General features: G+C 70.6%; 15 protein-coding genes. 7 read left to right on the top strand and 8 right to left on the bottom strand.

What is annotated here, in order from left to right; all coding sequences use genetic code 11:
• Positions 1 to 447: 447 nt before the first annotated feature.
• The 3 genes from ACGFZW_RS12800 to pdhA are packed head-to-tail and all read right to left on the bottom strand — an operon-like array spanning position 448 to position 4459.
• Positions 448 to 2235, bottom strand: coding sequence for a dihydrolipoamide acetyltransferase family protein (locus ACGFZW_RS12800; protein WP_393893094.1), 1788 nt, complete (start codon positions 2233 to 2235; stop codon positions 448 to 450).
• A complete protein-coding gene (locus ACGFZW_RS12795) occupies positions 2235 to 3269 on the bottom strand; it encodes an alpha-ketoacid dehydrogenase subunit beta (RefSeq protein WP_393893093.1) in 1035 nt (344 codons plus the stop codon). The genes ACGFZW_RS12800 and ACGFZW_RS12795 overlap by 1 nt, the downstream gene beginning before the upstream one ends.
• A complete protein-coding gene (gene pdhA / locus ACGFZW_RS12790; protein ID WP_393893092.1) occupies positions 3266 to 4459 on the bottom strand; it encodes a pyruvate dehydrogenase (acetyl-transferring) E1 component subunit alpha in 1194 nt (397 codons plus the stop codon). Before pdhA ends, ACGFZW_RS12795 begins: the two co-directional genes overlap by 4 nt.
• A gap of 223 nt (positions 4460 to 4682) precedes the next feature.
• Between pdhA and ACGFZW_RS12785 the strand changes: the two genes are divergently transcribed.
• Positions 4683 to 5213: an Lrp/AsnC family transcriptional regulator gene (locus ACGFZW_RS12785; protein WP_393893091.1), complete on the top strand. Its 531-nt coding sequence runs from the start codon at positions 4683 to 4685 to the stop codon at positions 5211 to 5213.
• A gap of 156 nt (positions 5214 to 5369) precedes the next feature.
• On the opposite strand, the gene ACGFZW_RS12780 is transcribed toward ACGFZW_RS12785, so the two are convergent.
• Entirely contained in the window at positions 5370 to 5960 is a 591-nt protein-coding gene (locus ACGFZW_RS12780) for a TetR/AcrR family transcriptional regulator (RefSeq protein WP_393893090.1), read from the bottom strand.
• A 2-nt stretch (positions 5961 to 5962) separates the two neighbouring features.
• Positions 5963 to 7483: a 3-hydroxyacyl-CoA dehydrogenase gene (locus ACGFZW_RS12775; protein ID WP_393893089.1), complete on the bottom strand. Its 1521-nt coding sequence runs from the start codon at positions 7481 to 7483 to the stop codon at positions 5963 to 5965.
• A 322-nt stretch (positions 7484 to 7805) separates the two neighbouring features.
• On the opposite strand from ACGFZW_RS12775, the gene paaN reads away from it, so the two are divergent.
• Positions 7806 to 9488 (top strand): phenylacetic acid degradation protein PaaN, encoded by a 1683-nt coding sequence (paaN, locus tag ACGFZW_RS12770; RefSeq protein WP_393893088.1) that lies wholly within the window; start codon positions 7806 to 7808, stop codon positions 9486 to 9488.
• 417 nt (positions 9489 to 9905) lie between these two features.
• On the opposite strand, the gene ACGFZW_RS12765 is transcribed toward paaN, so the two are convergent.
• The 3 genes from ACGFZW_RS12765 to ACGFZW_RS12755 form a co-directional block, all read right to left on the bottom strand.
• Complete coding sequence (locus ACGFZW_RS12765; RefSeq protein ID WP_393893278.1) at positions 9906 to 10604, bottom strand: TrmH family RNA methyltransferase; 699 nt, start codon at positions 10602 to 10604, stop codon at positions 9906 to 9908.
• A gap of 77 nt (positions 10605 to 10681) precedes the next feature.
• On the bottom strand, positions 10682 to 12151 hold the full coding sequence (locus ACGFZW_RS12760; protein WP_393893087.1) for an HTTM domain-containing protein: 1470 nt from the start codon (positions 12149 to 12151) through the stop codon (positions 10682 to 10684).
• Complete coding sequence (locus ACGFZW_RS12755) at positions 12148 to 12816, bottom strand: DUF5819 family protein (RefSeq protein ID WP_393893086.1); 669 nt, start codon at positions 12814 to 12816, stop codon at positions 12148 to 12150. Before ACGFZW_RS12755 ends, ACGFZW_RS12760 begins: the two co-directional genes overlap by 4 nt.
• A gap of 167 nt (positions 12817 to 12983) precedes the next feature.
• Here ACGFZW_RS12755 and paaA point away from each other — a divergent pair, with 167 nt between their 5' ends.
• The 5 genes from paaA to paaE are packed head-to-tail and all read left to right on the top strand — an operon-like array spanning position 12984 to position 16525.
• Complete coding sequence (gene paaA, locus ACGFZW_RS12750) at positions 12984 to 13934, top strand: 1,2-phenylacetyl-CoA epoxidase subunit PaaA (RefSeq protein WP_393893085.1); 951 nt, start codon at positions 12984 to 12986, stop codon at positions 13932 to 13934.
• Entirely contained in the window at positions 13931 to 14272 is a 342-nt protein-coding gene (paaB, locus tag ACGFZW_RS12745; RefSeq protein ID WP_393893084.1) for a 1,2-phenylacetyl-CoA epoxidase subunit PaaB, read from the top strand. The genes paaA and paaB overlap by 4 nt, the downstream gene beginning before the upstream one ends.
• A complete protein-coding gene (gene paaC, locus ACGFZW_RS12740) occupies positions 14272 to 14985 on the top strand; it encodes a 1,2-phenylacetyl-CoA epoxidase subunit PaaC (RefSeq protein WP_393893083.1) in 714 nt (237 codons plus the stop codon). Before paaB ends, paaC begins: the two co-directional genes overlap by 1 nt.
• Entirely contained in the window at positions 14979 to 15476 is a 498-nt protein-coding gene (gene paaD / locus ACGFZW_RS12735; protein ID WP_393893082.1) for a 1,2-phenylacetyl-CoA epoxidase subunit PaaD, read from the top strand. The genes paaC and paaD overlap by 7 nt, the downstream gene beginning before the upstream one ends.
• Positions 15476 to 16525 (top strand): 1,2-phenylacetyl-CoA epoxidase subunit PaaE, encoded by a 1050-nt coding sequence (gene paaE / locus ACGFZW_RS12730; RefSeq protein ID WP_393893081.1) that lies wholly within the window; start codon positions 15476 to 15478, stop codon positions 16523 to 16525. The genes paaD and paaE overlap by 1 nt, the downstream gene beginning before the upstream one ends.
• Positions 16526 to 16631 lie beyond the last annotated feature (106 nt).

Below are 16631 nucleotides of genomic sequence, written 5' to 3'. Positions count from 1 at the left end.
CAGTCTCAGGTCCTCGGGGCTTCGGTCCTCGGGGCTTCGGTCGTCAGCCCAGCCTCGCAAGCTGCGGCCCCCATATGGCCCAGGACCCGCATGGCCGCAGGGCGGAAGGGCGGTGGGGGGCGGTGGGGCGCCGGGACGCCGGAGCGCCGGAGCGCCAGGGCGGTGGGACGCCGGAGCGCCGGAGCGGAAGCAGAGGGACCACGGGCTCGGAGGCCACGGTGCCCAGCTGTCAGAACCACAGGCCGGCATGGGGGACGAGCCGCAGGCCCCACACCCAGCTCCCAGATCAACCGCCGACCCGCCGACCCGCCGACCCTCCGACCCTCCGACCCGCCGACCCCCCGACCCGCCGACCCGCCGACCCGCCGACCGCGTCAACGCCTACAGCACGCGGATCCGCTTCATCCCAGGCGGCAGCGGGCGAACCAGCGGCCGCGGCCGCCGCAGTTACAGCGCCCGCAACAGCAGCGCCGGCTGTTCCACGCAGTCGGCCACGAACCGCAGGAAGCCGCCCGCCGTGGCACCGTCGCATACCCGGTGATCGAAGGTGAAAGAGAGCTGGACCACCTGCCGGACCGCCAACTCACCGTTGTGCACCCAGGGTTTGGCGGCTATCCGGCCGACACCCAGCATCGCGGCCTCGGGGTGGTTGATGATCGGTGTGGAGCCGTCGACCCCGAAAACGCCGTAGTTGTTCAGGGTGAAGGTGCCATGCGTCATCTCGGCGAGGGACAGACCGCCGCTACGCGCGGTGTCGGTGAGCCGGGCGATCTCGTCGGACAGTTGCTCCGCCGTACGGGCATGGGCGTCCCGGATCACCGGCACCACCAAACCGCGCTCGGTCTGGGCAGCGAAGCCCAGGTGGACGGCGGGCAGCCGGACGATCTCCTGGGATTCCGTGTCGACGGTCGCATTCAGCTCGGGGTACCGCGCCAGCGCGGCCGTGCACACCCTGGCCAGGAGCGCGAGCAGAGACACCTTGGCGGCGCCCGGCACGTTCATCGCCTTGCGGGCGGCGAGGAGTTCGGTGGCGTCCGCGTCCACCCAGCAGGTCGCGTCCGGGATTTCCCGTCGGCTGCGGCTGAACTTCTCGGCTGCGGCCCCGCGCATCCCACGCAGCGGGATCCGTTCCGCACCCGGCGCAGTCCCGACCCGGGTCTCGGACGCGGGCCCGGAGACGCCCCCGACGCCGGAGATGAGGGCATCCCTCGCACCCGTACGGGACCCGGCCCCAACCGTGCCCGTCACGCTCGCACCGACCGCGTCCGTACCGACCGCGTCCGTACCGAGGGCGTCCGTCGCGCCCGTACCCGCAGCGGTCGTCCGAACCGTTGCGGCACCACCGGCAGCATGCTGCTGTCCATGAATGGCGCGCTCGACATCCGTACGGAGAATCAGGCCCTCCCGCCCGGTTCCCGTCACGTCTCGCAGATCCAGACCGTGCTCCCGCGCCATCCGGCGGACCAACGGTGAGATGACGGCCACGGTGCGGCTCTCGGAAGCCTCCGCCTCCGGACTCACCGACTCCGCTGCCCCGTAAGCTCCGGCAGATCCAGCGGTTCCCGCTCTCACTGCAGTCCCGGCAGGCCCGGCAACCGCTGCTGCCCCCTCCGACACAACACCACTGGTATCCGCGATTCCGTCAGCTGTCCCCGCTGGGGTGGAGCCGACCGCCTCACTCCGTGCCCGGCCTTCCGTCCCGGGGGACCGCGGTCCGCCCGACGCAGGGCCTCCGCCCGCCCCCGGCCGGATGCGCCGTCGCCGCGCCGCGGACGCACTCGTGCCGTACCCGACGAGCACATTGCCCGATCCGGAATCCGCCGACCCCGAGTCCGCCGACCCTGAGTCCGCCGATGCCGAGGGGGCCGATCCCGCCCGTGCCGCGCCCGCGTCCGTGCTCCGGTCCGACGCGCCCGTGCGCCCGGAAGCCGTCGGCCCCGCCTCGCCGGAGTCCGTGGCCGGCCCACCCGTCTCAAGGTCGTCCGGCACCGCCCCAACGGCGACCGTGACCAGCGGCGCTCCTACCGGGACCTCCGCGCCCTCCTCACCGAAACGGGCGGTCACCACGCCCCCATAGGGGCACGGCACCTCCACCAACGCCTTGGCGGTCTCGACCTCCACGACCGGCTGGTCGATGGCCACAACCTCGCCGACCTCGACCATCCAGTGCACGATCGTCGCCTCGGTGAGGCCCTCCCCCAGGTCGGGAAGGGTGAATTCACGGACCACGGCCATCACTCACCACGTCCCTCGGTCCAGTCCGACTCCCACTGGAGGCGGGCGACGGTGTCCAGAATCCGGTCCACGCCCGGCAGGTGGTGCCGCTCCAGCATCGGCGGCGGATACGGGATGTCGAATCCGGCGACGCGCAGAACCGGCGCCTCCAGGTGGTGGAAGCAGCGCTCCGTGATCCGCGCCGCGATCTCGCCCCCCGGGCCGCCGAAGCCGGTCGACTCATGGACGACCACCGCTCGTCCGGTGCGCCGCACGGAGGCACAGACCGTCTCGTCATCGAACGGCATCAGCGAACGCAGGTCGAGGACTTCCAGATCCCAGCCCTCCGCCCGGGCGGCCTCGGCCGCCTCCAGGCAGACCGGCAGCGACGGGCCGTATGTGATCAGTGTGGCGCTGTCCCCGCGGCGGCGGACCTCGGCACGGCCTATGGGGGCGACCGCCGTGGGGGCGTCGGGCGACCAGTCGGCCTTGGACCAGTACAGCCGCTTGGGTTCGAGGAAGATGACCGGGTCGTCGGAGGCGATGGCGGCACGCAGCAGCCCGTAGGCGTCCGCGACGGTTGCCGGGGTGACGACCTGAAGGCCGGGGGTGGCGAGGTAGTACGCCTCGGAGGAGTCGCTGTGGTGCTCGACCCCGCCGATCCCGCCGCCGTAGGGAATGCGGATGGTCAGGGGCATCGGCATGGCGCCGCGGGTGCGGTTGCGCATCCGCGCGACATGGCTGATCAGCTGCTCGAACGCCGGATAGGCGAACGCGTCGAACTGCATCTCCACGACCGGCCGCAGCCCGTACATGGCCATGCCGACGGCGGTGCCCAGGATGCCGGCCTCGGCGAGCGGGGTGTCGCTGCAGCGGTCCTCGCCGAACTCCTTGGCCAGGCCGTCGGTGACCCGGAAGACACCGCCCAGAGTGCCGACGTCCTCCCCCATGACGTGGACCGTCGGGTCCTCGGCCATGGCGTCGCGCATCGCGCGGGTGAGCGCCTGCGCCATGGTGGCGGGCTTGCGCGCGGTGGCCGGAGCGATGGTCGTCATGGTCGGTCCCCCTCGGCGGACTCGGTGGCGGTGGCCGGCTCCTCGGTGTGGCCGGCGGCCTCCGCGTCCAGCTCGGCCCTCAACTGGGCGGCCTGCTCCCGGAGTTGCCCGGTCTGCTCGGCGTACACGTGGGTGAACAGGTCCATGGGGTCGAGCTCGGGATCCTGATTCATCCGGTCCCGCAGGCCGGCCGCCAACTGCTCCGCGCCGTCCCGCGTGTCGCTCAGGAATTCCTCCGTCAGCAGGTCACGCGCTTCCAACTCGCTCTCCAGTAGGGCTATCGGGTCATGCGCCCGCCAGGTCTCGACCTCGGAGTCGGTGCGGTAGCGGGTGGCGTCATCGGCGTTGGTGTGGGCCTCGATGCGGTAGGTGACGGCCTCGACCAGAGTCGGGCCACCACCGCTGCGGGCCCGCTGCACCGCTTCGGTGAGCACCTCGTGCATCGCGGGCGCGTCATTGCCGTCGACGAGGCGGCCCGGCATGCCGTAGCCGACCGCCTTGTGAGCCAAGGACGGCGCGGCCGACTGCTTGGCGAGCGGTACGGAGATCGCGAAGCCGTTGTTCTGGACGAGGAAGACCACCGGGGCCTGCCAGACCGCCGCGAAATTCAGCGCCTCATGGAAATCGCCCTCACTCGTGCCGCCGTCGCCGACCATCGCCAGAGCGACGACATCGTCACCCTTGAGGCGAGCGGCGTGCGCCAGGCCGACCGCATGCGGGAGTTGGGTGGCGAGGGGGGTGCACAACGGGGCGATGCGGTGCTCGCGAGGGTCGTATCCGGTGTGCCAGTCGCCCCGCAGCAGGGTCAGCGCCTGCACGGGGTCGAGGCCGCGGGCAACGGCGGCGAGGGTGTCGCGGTAGCTGGGGAAGAGCCAGTCCCGGTCCTCGAGCGCCAGCGCGGCCGCGACCTCGCCGGCCTCCTGACCCGTGGAGGACGGATAGACCGCCAGTCGCCCTTGTCGGGTCAGGGCGGTGGCCTGCGCGTTGAACCTGCGGCCGCGCACCAGCTGGGTGTACAGCCGCGTCAGCAGTCCGGGGTCGAGCCGCCGCGCGGCCTCCGTCCCCAGCAGGCGGTACGGCTCGGCGTCGGGCAGGAGGGGCGCCGGGTCGACGCGCGGCCGCCAGGCGGGCGGCGGGCCGGACAGGCCGCTCTTGTTCCTGCTGCTGCCGGGCTGCTCAAGGACCGTCATGACGAGCACCTCCTCGAATCGAAGGGGTGGCGCGGAGCGCCTCATAGGGGTGGGGGGCGGGCGACGGGTGGGCAGGATGCAATCGGTCGGGGCGGGTAGCCCTTCCCTACCGATTGTTCGGTCGCTGATGCATTTTGGCTACAGGCGGGGTCGGCCTGTGGACAAACGGTTCTCCACAGCTTGTGATGAAGTCAGGGTGTCCACAAAGGGGAGGCGGGACCACATGCCGGACGAACAGATGGCCAATCCCGGCGGTCGGCCGCCGGCGGCGCCCGTGCCGCCCCCTCCCGCCGCGCGGCCTCTGGACACCATCGACCGGTCGATCCTGCGCATGCTGCAGACCGACGGGAGGGCCTCGATACGCTCCGTCGCCGAGCGCGTGCATGTCTCGCGCGCCAATGCCTACGCCCGGATCAACCGGTTGATCGAGGACGGCGTGATACGCGGCTTCAGCGCCCGCGTCGACCAGGAACGCGCAGGTCAGGGCGCGTCCGCATACATCACGCTGAAGATCGTGCAGAACTCCTGGCGGACCGTACGCGCCCAGCTCACGGCGCTGCCCGGAGCCACCCACATCGCGCTGGTCAGCGGCGATTTCGACGTACTGCTCCTGGTCCACACCAAGGACAACCGCGAGCTGCGGGAGCTGGTCCTCACCCGGATCCAGTCGATCCCGGAAGTGCTCAGCACCCGCACCCTGCTGGTCTTCGAGGAAACCGACCTCGGGACGGAACACGGGCCCGAACAGCAGTGACCCACAGCCGCAGGGGCCCCACAGACATACGGCCTTCCGGAGAGCCGCGCACGCCCCGCTGCCGTACGACCGGGTGATGCGCCGCCCAGGGACGAAGGTCCCCGGGCCCCAGCCATGACCACACGGCGGCTCACGGCCTCCGGGCGGCCGGGCCCCTCAGGACCTGCGCAGGCCCGCGAACGCCGTCCGCACCACGGCGTCGGCGACCTCGTCCCGGCTGGCCGCGCCCCCGCGCCCGGGCCGGTACCACTCCACGATCGAATTGATCATTCCGAAGAGCAGCCGGGTGGCCAGCCGGATATCGACATCGGCCCGCAGATCCCCCTCGTCGGCCGCCCGCTTGAGCAGGTCGGCGACCTGGTGGTCGAACTCGCGGCGGCGCTCCATGGCCCACCGCTCACTGTCGGTGTTTCCGCGCACCCGCAACAGCAGCGTGACATAGGGCAGTTCGTCCATCAGCACCTCGGCCTCACGCCGGGTGACGTACTCCAGCCGCTCGATCGCCCGCCCCTCGACGGCACCGGGCTCCTCCAGCACACCGAACAGCCCGTCCAGGGCCCGGCTTATCGCCCGGTGCAGCAGCTCTTCCTTGCTGCGCACGTGGTGGTAGATCGAGGACTTGGAGATGCCGGCCGCCTTGGAGAGGTGCTCCATGGAGGTGCCGTCGTACCCGCGCTCGTTGAACACCTCCACGGCGACCGCGAGCAGCGAATCGGGCGTGTAGGTGTCGCGCTTGGCCATGGTCATGATTAGAGCACCTGTCCCTGCACTTCCGCACGGCGCCGCAGTGCCCAGGAGGGCGCGTAGCGGCCGCCGGGGCTCTGGTGGTCCAGGGATTCCAGCAGATCCCGCACCCAGCGGGCGCCGAGGCGCTCTGCCCACTCCAGGGGGCCGCAGGGGTAGTTCACGCCCAGCCGCATCGCGGTGTCGATGTCCGCCGGGCTCGCGACCTCGCGGGCCACGGCGTCCACCGCGAAGTCGACGATCATGGCGACCGTCCGAGCGACGATCATGCCCGGCACGTCCCGGACCACGCTGACCTGCTTACCGAGGGCCTGGAACAGCCCGACCGCCTCGGCGAGGTCCGCTTGGGAGGCGGCCTCCGAAGGGGCGAGGGCGATCCGGGTCGCGGCGCGGTAGTCGAGCGAGAGATCGAAGCGGACGCACCGCCCGTGGGCACCGCTCGTCGCCGGATCGCCGCTGGTCAGACCCAGAGCAGCCCCGCCCGGCAGCCGGATGACGCCTGCGCGGTCCCCGTCCGCACGCTCCCCGGTGATCTTGATGCCGGCTTCCTCGATCAGCTCGCGCAGTACCCCGGCGGGGCCGGGCAGCTCGCCGTGCAGACCGACGCTCTCCGGAGCGGGGCCCGGGGCAGCCGTCCGCGGCTCGGGCCGCTCGGCGCCCTCGGCGTAATCGAACCAGCCGCGCCCGGCCTTGCGGCCGTGCAGCCCGGATTCCACCAGCCGCCGCTGCGCCAGGGACGGCGTGAATTTCGGGTCCTGGAAGAAGGATGTCCACACGGAGTGCGTGACCGCCTCGTTCACGTCCTGGCCGATCAGGTCGGTCAGCTCGAACGGGCCCATCTTGAAGCCGGCGCCCTCCCGCAGCACGGCATCGATCGTCGCCGGGTCCGCTGCCCGCTCCTCGTAGGCGCGCAGCGCTTCGGCGTAGAAGGGGCGGGCGATGCGGTTGACGATGAATCCGGGGGTGTCCGCGCAGCGCACCGGCGTCTTTCCCCAGGCCGCGGCGGTGTCGTACGCGGTGGTGGCGGCTGCCTCGTCGGTGGCGAATCCGCTGATGACCTCCACGAGCGGGAGCAGCGGGGCGGGGTTGAAGAAGTGCAGGCCCACGAACCGCCCGGGGTGCCGCAGGGGGCCGGCGACTGCGGTCACGGACAGCGAGGAGGTGTTGGTGGCCAGCAGACAGTCCGCCGGAACGATCTCCTCCAGGGCGGTGAACAGCTGCTGCTTGGCGGGCAGTTCCTCCAGAATCGCCTCGACGACCAGCGCGGCGTCGGCCAGGTCGGCGAGTTCGGCGGCGGGGGCCAGCCGATCGCGCGCCGCGTCCCGCTCCCGCGCTGTGATCCGGCCTTTTTCGGCGAGCCGATCCAGCCGCCGCACGAGGGCCGCGGCTGCCTCCCCGGCGCGCCCCGGTGCCGCGTCGTAGAGGCGTACGCGATGGCCGGCGACCAGCGCCACCTGCGCGATTCCCTGTCCCATGGTGCCGGTACCGACCACTGCCACGGTGCTGCTGGTCTCTATTGCCGTCATGCCGACAGATCCTCCCCGACCGAATTGTCCACAGGTTTGCCGGGCCCTCTTGCCCCGACCGATCGTTCGGTTACTCTAACTCCGTCGGGTTGTCCGCTCCCAGATCCACGACCGCTGTCCACCCCATCCACTCCGGCCGGCCACCGCGCGGCCACACCGCACCACTCCCACTTTCACCCCTCAGCCCTTGCCCGCACCTTCGCCCCACAGCTCTTCCCGCAATCCGCACCTCCGCATGCCGCACCCCCGCACTTCCCCTTCCGCACCTCTGCTTTCCGCCCCCATCCGCTCTCCGCCCGGCTCGACGAGGAGTTGGTCATCGATGGCCGCCGAAATGACCGCAGCGCAGTTGATCGCGAAGCACCGCCCGACCCTCGACCAGACGCTGGAGGCGATCAACAGCCGCGCGTACTGGTCCCCCCACCCGGAGAACCCGAAGGCGTACGGCGAGGACGCCGCGCCCGCGGGTCTGGCCGCCTTCGAGGCGCTCCGCGGCAAGCCGTTCGACCTCGACCAGCCCGGTACGGACGACTGGGTGGGCGAGGAAGTCTCGCCGTACGGCCCGGAGTTGGGCATCAGCTATCCGCATCCGGATGTGGACGTCCTGCTGCCGAGCATGCGTGCCGCGATGCCCGCCTGGCGGGCCGCGGGGCCCGAGGCGCGGGCCGCGGTGTGCCTGGAGATCCTCGCGCGGATCAGTGCACGCACCCATGAGTTCGCGCAGGCCGTCATGCACACCAGCGGACAGGCGTTCATGATGGCGTTCCAGGCGGGCGGCCCGCATGCGCAGGACCGCGGCCTGGAGGCGGTGGCCTACGCGTACGCCGAGCAGACCCGCACCCCGGAGCAGGCGGCGTGGTCCAAGCCGCAGGGCAAGCGGGACCCGCTGGAGCTGACCAAGACCTTCACCGCCGTGCCGCGCGGTGTCGCGCTGATGATCGGCTGCAACACCTTCCCGACGTGGAACGGCTACCCCGGCCTCTTCGCCTCGCTGGCCACCGGAAACCCGGTGCTGGTCAAGCCGCATCCGCGCGCCGTGCTGCCGCTGGCCCTGACGGTCAAGGTGGCGCGTGAGGTGCTCGCCGACGCCGGCTTCCCGGCCGATCTGGTCTGCCTGGCGGTGGACAGGCCGGGTGAGGGCCTCGCCAAGACGCTGGCCGTCCGGCCCGAGGTCCGCATCATCGACTACACCGGCTCGACCGAATTCGGCGACTGGCTGGAGACGCATGCCCCTCAGGCGCAGGTCTTCACGGAGAAGGCCGGCGTCAACACCGTCGTCATCGACTCCACCGACAACTACAAGGGCATGCTCAGCAACCTGGCCTTCTCGCTGTCGCTGTACAGCGGCCAGATGTGCACCACCCCGCAGAATCTGCTGATCCCCCGCACCGGCATCACCACGGACGCCGGCCCGAAGTCGTACGACGAGGTCGTCAGTGACCTCGCGGGCGCGGTGAGCGGACTGCTCGGCGACGACGCACGGGCCAACGCCCTGCTGGGCGCGATCGTCAATCCGCAGGTCAAGGAGCGCATCGAGGCCGCGGCCGGCCTCGGTGAGGTGGCGCTGGAGTCCCGCGCCGTGGCCCACCCCGAGTTCCCCGACGCGACCGTCCGTACGCCGGTGATGGTCAAGCTGGACGGCGCCGATCCGGGCTCCGAGGCGGCGTATCTGACGGAGTGCTTCGGCCCGGTGTCCTATGCCGTTGCGGTCGATTCCGCGGCCGACGGGGTGGAGCTGCTGCGGCGCACGGTCCGCGAGAAGGGCGCCATGACGGTCGGCGCGTACACCACCTCCGCGGAGGTCGAGCAGCTGATCCAGGATGCCTGCCTGGAGGAGTGCGCGCAGCTGTCGCTGAACCTGACCGGCGGCGTCTATGTGAACCAGACTGCGGCCTTCTCCGACTTCCACGGCTCGGGCGGCAACCCGTCGGCCAATGCCGCGCTGTGCGACAGCGCGTTCGTGGCGAACCGCTTCCGGACGGTGGAGGTGCGCCGGCCGGCGTAGGGGCTCAGCGCGGGGCCCGGCAGTGCCCGAATGGTGGTGCCGGGCCCTCGGGGCTGTGGAAGGTGAGCGGTTCGACGCCTGCCGTCCACGGCCCTCGGCCCTCGGCCCACCAGCCCTTGCCCGCCGCCCCTCGTACGCCGCATCCAGGTGTCGGCGTACGGCTCACGCGTCGAGTCGGCGGGGGCGGTGGCTTGCCGGGCGCACGCCGTGACGGACCTGGATGGGCGCGAGCAGTGCCCCATGGAGGCTCAGGGCCCCCGGGCCCCGCAGGCTCCGCGGGAATGCGGGCAATCACGCCCGCAGGCGCGCCCACCGTGCCGTGACACCTGGCCCGGCCTGCCGTGGCGCGACGCGGCAAGAGCGCGCCGCGTCCTTGTGACCTCAGAGGCCGCAAGAGCGCGCCGCGTCCTTGTGACCTCAGAGGCCGGCCTCGGTCGGCGCCTCGATGTGGGCATGGCGGCCGATCCAGGCATGCATGGCGATAGCGGCCGCGGCACCCGCGTTGATCGAGCGGGTCGATCCGAACTGCGCGATCGAGCACACGACGGAGGCATGGCGGCGCGCCTCCTCGGTCAACCCCGGCCCCTCCTGGCCGAACAGCAGCACACAGCGGCGGGGCAGCACGGTCGTCTCCAGCGGCACCGCGCCGGGGAGGTTGTCGATCCCGATGATCGGCAACCCTTCGGCGGCGGCCCAGGCGGTGAGGTCCTCGGTGTCCGGGTGATGCCGCACATGCTGGTAGCGGTCGGTCACCATCGCGCCGCGCCGGTTCCAGCGACGCTGCCCGACGATATGGATCTCCTTGGCCAGGAACGCGTTCGCGGTCCTGACGACCGAGCCGATGTTGAAGTCGTGGCCCCAGTTCTCGACGGCCACATGAAAGTCGTGGCGTCGGGTGTCGAGGTCCGCGACGATCGCCTCCCGCGTCCAGTAGCGGTACTGGTCGACAACATTGCGCCGGTCCCCGTGCGCGAGCAGCTCTGGGTCGTAGTGCTCACCCTGTGGCCAGGGCTCGGGGTGCGGGCCGACGCCGACCTTGGGGCCGTACCCCTCGTCGTACTGGACCGCCTCGGTGGCCGGGGCCACCGCAAGGGCGGCACCGGCGCCGTCGGCCAGGGTGCTGTTGCCGCCCGGGACGGTGGGCTGATCCACGGGGTCGGTCCGCTCGCTGCCCTGGACGGTTCTCTCGCTGCTCACCCCACGAGCGTATGGCCACCGTCCCCGCTCTGTGTACGGGCCTCCGGTTCACCGCCCGCGGGCCCCTCGGCCCCGGCGTGGGGTCCCCTGCGGGAGAACAGCCGGTCGCGCAGCTCGGAGATCCGTGCGGAGAGCCAGGTAAGGAAGTTCGTCGGCAGGAAGACCGCGTCCGCCGCGATCATCGCGAGCGAGAAGAACGGCAGGCCGAGAAGGAACGCGATCGAGAGGTGCTCACAGATCATCGCGACCAGCAGAACGTTCTTCAGGCGGCGGTTGAAGAGCGTGAACGGGAAGGCGACCTGCACCATCACCGTGCCGTAGGTGATGATCATGACCATCAGCCCGTTGCTGCCCAGCGCATCCGACAGCGCGGGCCATGGCGAGAAGTAGTCCAGGTGCATCGGGTAGAAGACGGCGGTGCCGTCCTGCCAGCGCGAACCCTGGATCTTGTACCAGCCGGCCGTGGCGTAGATCAGGCAGACCTCGACCACGATCACCAGCAGGGCGGCGTTGTGCGCGAGCTTGGCGAGGGTGTCCAGGACGATGCGCGGCTCCCCGGGGGCATGCCGCTGCACCCACCACCACACGCCATGCGTCACCCACAGGAACCACAGCGTCAGGCCCCAGCCAATGTGCGGGAACGGGCCGTTCTCGAACCAGGTGAGGCCGTAGTTGCCGAGCAGCTGCGCCACGGCCAGCCCGAGGCCGAGGACCGCCCACAGGATGACGCCGGGAAGGTCACGGGCGGGGCGTGCGACGGCGTCCGGGGCCGCGTCGGCGGCTGTGCCGGATTCGGCCTCCCTGGCCGCGGCCGCCGCCCGCTTCGCACGTCGTGCGTCCAGCGACCACACCTGCCCGCACCGGGTCAGCACGAGATACATCGACATCAGGTGGATGACGTTGTCGCCGCCGTCACCGACGAAGATGCTGCGGTTCTGCAGGGAAAGCACACCGATCATGAACAGCACCGACATGGTGCGGGTGCGCCAGCCCAGCATCAACAGCGCGCTGGACACGATGGCGAGCAGGTAGACGCACTCGAACCAGGCATTGCCGTCCGACCAGGGCAGCACGGAGAAGGCGTGGTTGCCGTCGAAGAGCCGGCGCGCCATGTCCAGGTCCCAGGGGTTGTCAGGCCCGTAGAGATCTTGGCGGTTGGGCCATTCCCGGAGCAGGAACAGCAGCCATGTCGCGGCGAAACCGATGCGGATGACAGCGGTTTGGTAAGGGGCCATCGCATGGCTGCTGACCCGTGCGAAGCCCCGGCCTATGGCGCGCTCGATGCGGGTCTCTTCGTAAGGGGCAGGCGACGGCTCCCGTGCTTCCTGCTGAGGGGCGGGATCCTGCTGAGGTGCCGGATCCCGCGATTCCGGTGACTTCTTCGGGTCCCTCGGCTCCGGAGGGTGCGGCTGCCGGCTGTGCTGCTGGTGTGTGCCCTGCGGCTGCTGCGGCGTCGGTGAAGTCACGAGTTCGTCGCCCCCTCGGGCAGGTCGTCTGCGGTGACCTGCCACCAGGGCAGCACGCGGTACACGGGCTTTTGGCTGATCTTCTCGTTGCTCCACGGCGGCGGGCTGACCGGCGTCGTCTTCGAGCGCAGCTGGACGCGCTCGACCCTGCCGCCCTCGGCCCACTCGGCGCCGAGCCGGAGCATCACGATGCGGCGGACATAGCTCTCCGAGAGCTCGCCGCGCGGCCCGGTGGAGCGGTTCTGCGCATTGTGCGAGTTGAGATAGAACTCCCATCCCCGGCGCAGCTGGTTCTGTTCGGTGTGGCTGGGGAGCGGGTTGTGGTGGATGGCCCGCCCGTCCCGCGCGGTCAGATCCGTCCAGCCGGTGGTGCGGGACTCCCCGGATTCGGTGCGCAGCTGCGCCCGGGCCTGGACAGCGATGTTCTGCTGGAGGGGGTTGGGTGCGAACAGCTTCCAGTTCTGCTCGTACTCGGGATAGACGTAGTCGCCGATCAGGGTGCCTTGCTGTTTGCTCAGCGTGTTCGACGGCGCGACATGCAAAAACATCATGGCCAGATGTATCGCGACGACCACGGCGAAAGCGCAGCCTGCCGTGCCTATGACGATCCGCGAGGGTAGCGAGAGCGCAGCCAGTGGCTGCGTTTCGTCCCCGTATGACTGCATTCCCGCCCCGTTCCCAGAATCCACTCGGCTGACTCCGCCACGGAACCGTACCTAGGCGGCCGCACCGGGCACACCCTTCCCCGAGTTATCCACAGGCTTGACACCCGCGGTCCGCCCACTCACCATTGAACCGAACGATCGGTCGGTCGGGAGCGAGGGGGCACAACATGACGACGATCGCGCCGGAAGATACGGCTCGCGAGGCGGTATTCGACGCCACCGTGGCCGCGGACGAGCGCATTGAGCCGCGGGACTGGATGCCGGACGCCTACCGCTCGTCCTTGGTGCGGCAGATGGCACAGCACGCCCACTCCGAGATCATCGGCATGCAGCCGGAGGCCAACTGGATCACCCGGGCCCCCTCACTGCGCCGCAAGGCGATCCTGATGGCGAAGGTGCAGGACGAGGCGGGCCACGGCCTGTATCTCTACAGCGCCGCCGAGACCCTCGGCACCAGCCGGGAGGAGCTGCTCGACAAGCTGCACTCCGGCCGCCAGAAGTACTCCTCCATCTTCAACTACCCGACCCTGACCTGGGCCGACGTCGGAGCCATCGGCTGGCTGGTGGACGGCGCTGCAATCACGAACCAGGTTCCGCTGTGCCGGTGTTCGTACGGCCCCTATGCCCGCGCCATGGTCCGCGTCTGCAAGGAGGAGTCCTTCCACCAGCGGCAGGGCTACGAACTCCTGCTGGCGCTCAGCCGCGGCACCGAGGCCCAGCACGCCATGGCTCAGGACGCGGTGGACCGCTGGTGGTGGCCGTCCCTGATGATGTTCGGCCCGCCGGATGACGAGTCGGCGCACTCCGCGCAGTCCATGGCCTGGAAGATCAAGCGCCACTCCAACGACGAATTGCGCCAGCGCTTCGTGGACGTCTGCGTCCCGCAGGCCGAAGCCCTCGGGCTCACGCTCCCCGACCCGGACCTGACGTGGAACGAGGCACAGGGCCATTGGGACTTCGGCCCGATCGACTGGGACGAGTTCCGCGAGGTGCTCAAGGGCAACGGCCCCTGCAACGAAGAGCGGATCAACCGCCGCCGGAAGGCTCACGAGGACGGCGCCTGGGTGCGCGACGCAGCCGCCGCACATGCGGCCAAGCAGGGGGAGGCGACCCGATGACGACACCACGCCCCACACGGCCCACCGGGGACACATCAAACGGGGCCGGCGCGGCTTCCACCGACTGGCCCCTGTGGGAGGTGTTCGTGCGCAGCCGGCGCGGCCTGTCGCACACCCACGCCGGCAGCCTGCACGCCCCCGACGCCGAAATGGCACTGCGTAACGCCCGGGATCTGTACACCCGCCGCTCCGAGGGCGTCTCCCTTTGGGTGGTGCCCTCCGCCCAGATCACGGCCTCGTCCCCCGACGAGAAGGACGCGTTCTTCGAGCCCGCCGGTGGCAAGCCCTACCGCCACCCGACCTTCTACGAAATCCCGGACGGGGTGCAGCACCTTTGATGAACGCCACGGTCACCCCGGCCCTTGCCCTCGGGGACGACGCCCTGATCCTCTCCCACCGGCTGGGCGAGTGGGCTGGCAATGCGCCGGTCCTGGAGGAAGAAGTCGCCCTGGCCAACATCGCGCTGGACCTGCTCGGTCAGGCGCGCATCCTGCTCTCCCTCGCCGGCGACGAGGACGAACTGGCCTATCTGCGCGAGGAACGGCAGTTCCGCAACCTCCAGCTCGTCGAGCAGCCCAACGGCGACTTCGCGCACACCATCGCCCGCCAGCTGTACTTCTCCACCTACCAAGAGCTGCTCTTCGAGCATCTCGCCTCGGGCGCGGACGAGTTGGCACCACTGGCAGCGAAGGCCGTCAAGGAAGTCGCCTACCACCGCGACCACGCCCAGCAGTGGACGCTGCGCCTGGGCGACGGCACCGACGAGAGCCACGCTCGCATGCAGCGCGCCGTCGACGCCTTGTGGAAGTTCACCGGGGAGCTGTTCGAGCCGGTCGACGGCCTGGACGTACCCCTGCCCACCCTCCACGACGAGTGGACGACGCGCATCACCGCCATCCTGAGCCGCGCCACCCTCACCGTCCCTGACGGGTCCCAGCGGGGCGCTTGGACGGCCGGCGCGGGACGCCAGGGACTGCACACCGAGCCGTTCGGCCGGATGCTCGCCGAGATGCAACACCTCCACCGCAGTCACCCGGGGGCGACATGGTGACCACCACCGCCCTCGAAGAGGAGCTGCGCGCGCTCGCCGGCTCGGTTCCGGACCCGGAGCTACCGGTGCTCACCCTCGCCGAGCTCGGCGTGGTGCGCGACGTGAAACTGACGGCACCGGACCGCGTCGAGGTGTGTCTCACACCCACCTACACGGGCTGCCCCGCCATCGAGGCGATGTCGGCGGACATCGAGCGCGTACTCCACGACCGCGGCATAGCCGAAGTCGAGGTCCGTACGGTCCTCAGCCCGCCGTGGTCCACCGACGCGATCACCGACGAAGGCCGCCGGAAGCTGGCCGAGTTCGGCATCGCGCCGCCCCGGCCCACGGGCCCGGCAACCGGACCGGTCGCCGTCGATCTCGCCATCCGCTGCCCGCACTGCGGATCGACCGACACCACCCTGCTGAGCCGCTTCTCCTCCACCGCCTGCAAAGCACTGCGTCGCTGCGAGTCCTGCCGCGAACCCTTCGACCACTTCAAGGAGTTGTGATGTTCCACCCGCTCCGGGTCCGGGAGATCGAACGGCTCACGGACGACGCGGTGGCTGTCACCTTCGCGGTCCCACCCGAGCTGCGCGACACCTTCCGGCACACCCCCGGGCAGCACATCGCGCTGCGCCGAACGGTCGACGGCCAGGAGATCCGCAGGACGTACTCCATCTGCACCCCGGCCACCGATGAGCCCGTGCTGCGGGTGGGGATCCGTCTGGTCGAGGAGGGCGCCTTCTCGACATACGCGCTCAAGGAGCTGATGGAGGGCGACACCGTCGAGGTGATGGCCCCGGCCGGCCGGTTCACCCTGGAACCCCGACCCGGGCACTTCGTCGGGATCGTCGGCGGCAGCGGTATCACCCCCGTGCTGTCCATCGCCGCCACCCTGCTCGCCCGAGAGCCGGACGCCAGCTTCTGCCTGATCCGCAGCGACCGCACGGCGGCCTCCACGATGTTCCTGGAGGAGGTGGCCGACCTCAAGGACCGCTACCCCCAGCGATTCCAGCTGGTCACCACTCTCTCCCGTGAGGAGCAGCAGGCCGGCCTGCCGTCCGGCCGGCTCGACGAGGAGCGCCTGCGTGCCCTGCTGCCTGCGCTGCTGACGGTCGAGTCGGTGGACGGCTGGTTCCTCTGCGGGCCCTACGGCCTCGTCCAGGGCACCGAAAAGGCCCTTCGGGCACTGGGAGTGCCCCGCGGGCGCCTCCACGAAGAGATCTTCCACGTCGCCGTCGGCACCACCACCCCGGGCGCTACGACCACACCCGTGCCCGCCCACAGCTCAGTGACCGCCACCCTCGACGGCCGCTCCGGCAACTGGCCGGTGCAGGACGGCGAATCGCTACTGGAGACCGTGCTGCGCAATCGTGCGGATGCGCCGTACGCCTGCAAGGGCGGCGTGTGCGGCACCTGCCGGGCGTTCCTGGTGTCGGGCGAGATACGCATGGACCGGAATTTCGCTCTGGAGGCGGAGGAGGTCGACGCCGGGTACGTACTGGCCTGCCAGTCACACCCCGTGACCGAAAAGGTGGAGCTGGACTTCGACCGCTGACCAGGCGTCCGCCGGCGACCTCGTCACTGAGGTCGTCCGTCCGGCCTGCGCGATGTCACCCGGGGAGCAGACGGGCGCCCTGACAGCATCGCCGGGCTCAGACGGT

The organism is Streptomyces sp. NPDC048248 (assembly GCF_043201875.1).
Classification (GTDB): Bacteria; Actinomycetota; Actinomycetes; order Streptomycetales; family Streptomycetaceae; genus Streptomyces.
Note: the sequence above shows the minus strand (reverse complement) of the source record. Positions and strands in the feature narration are given on the sequence as shown.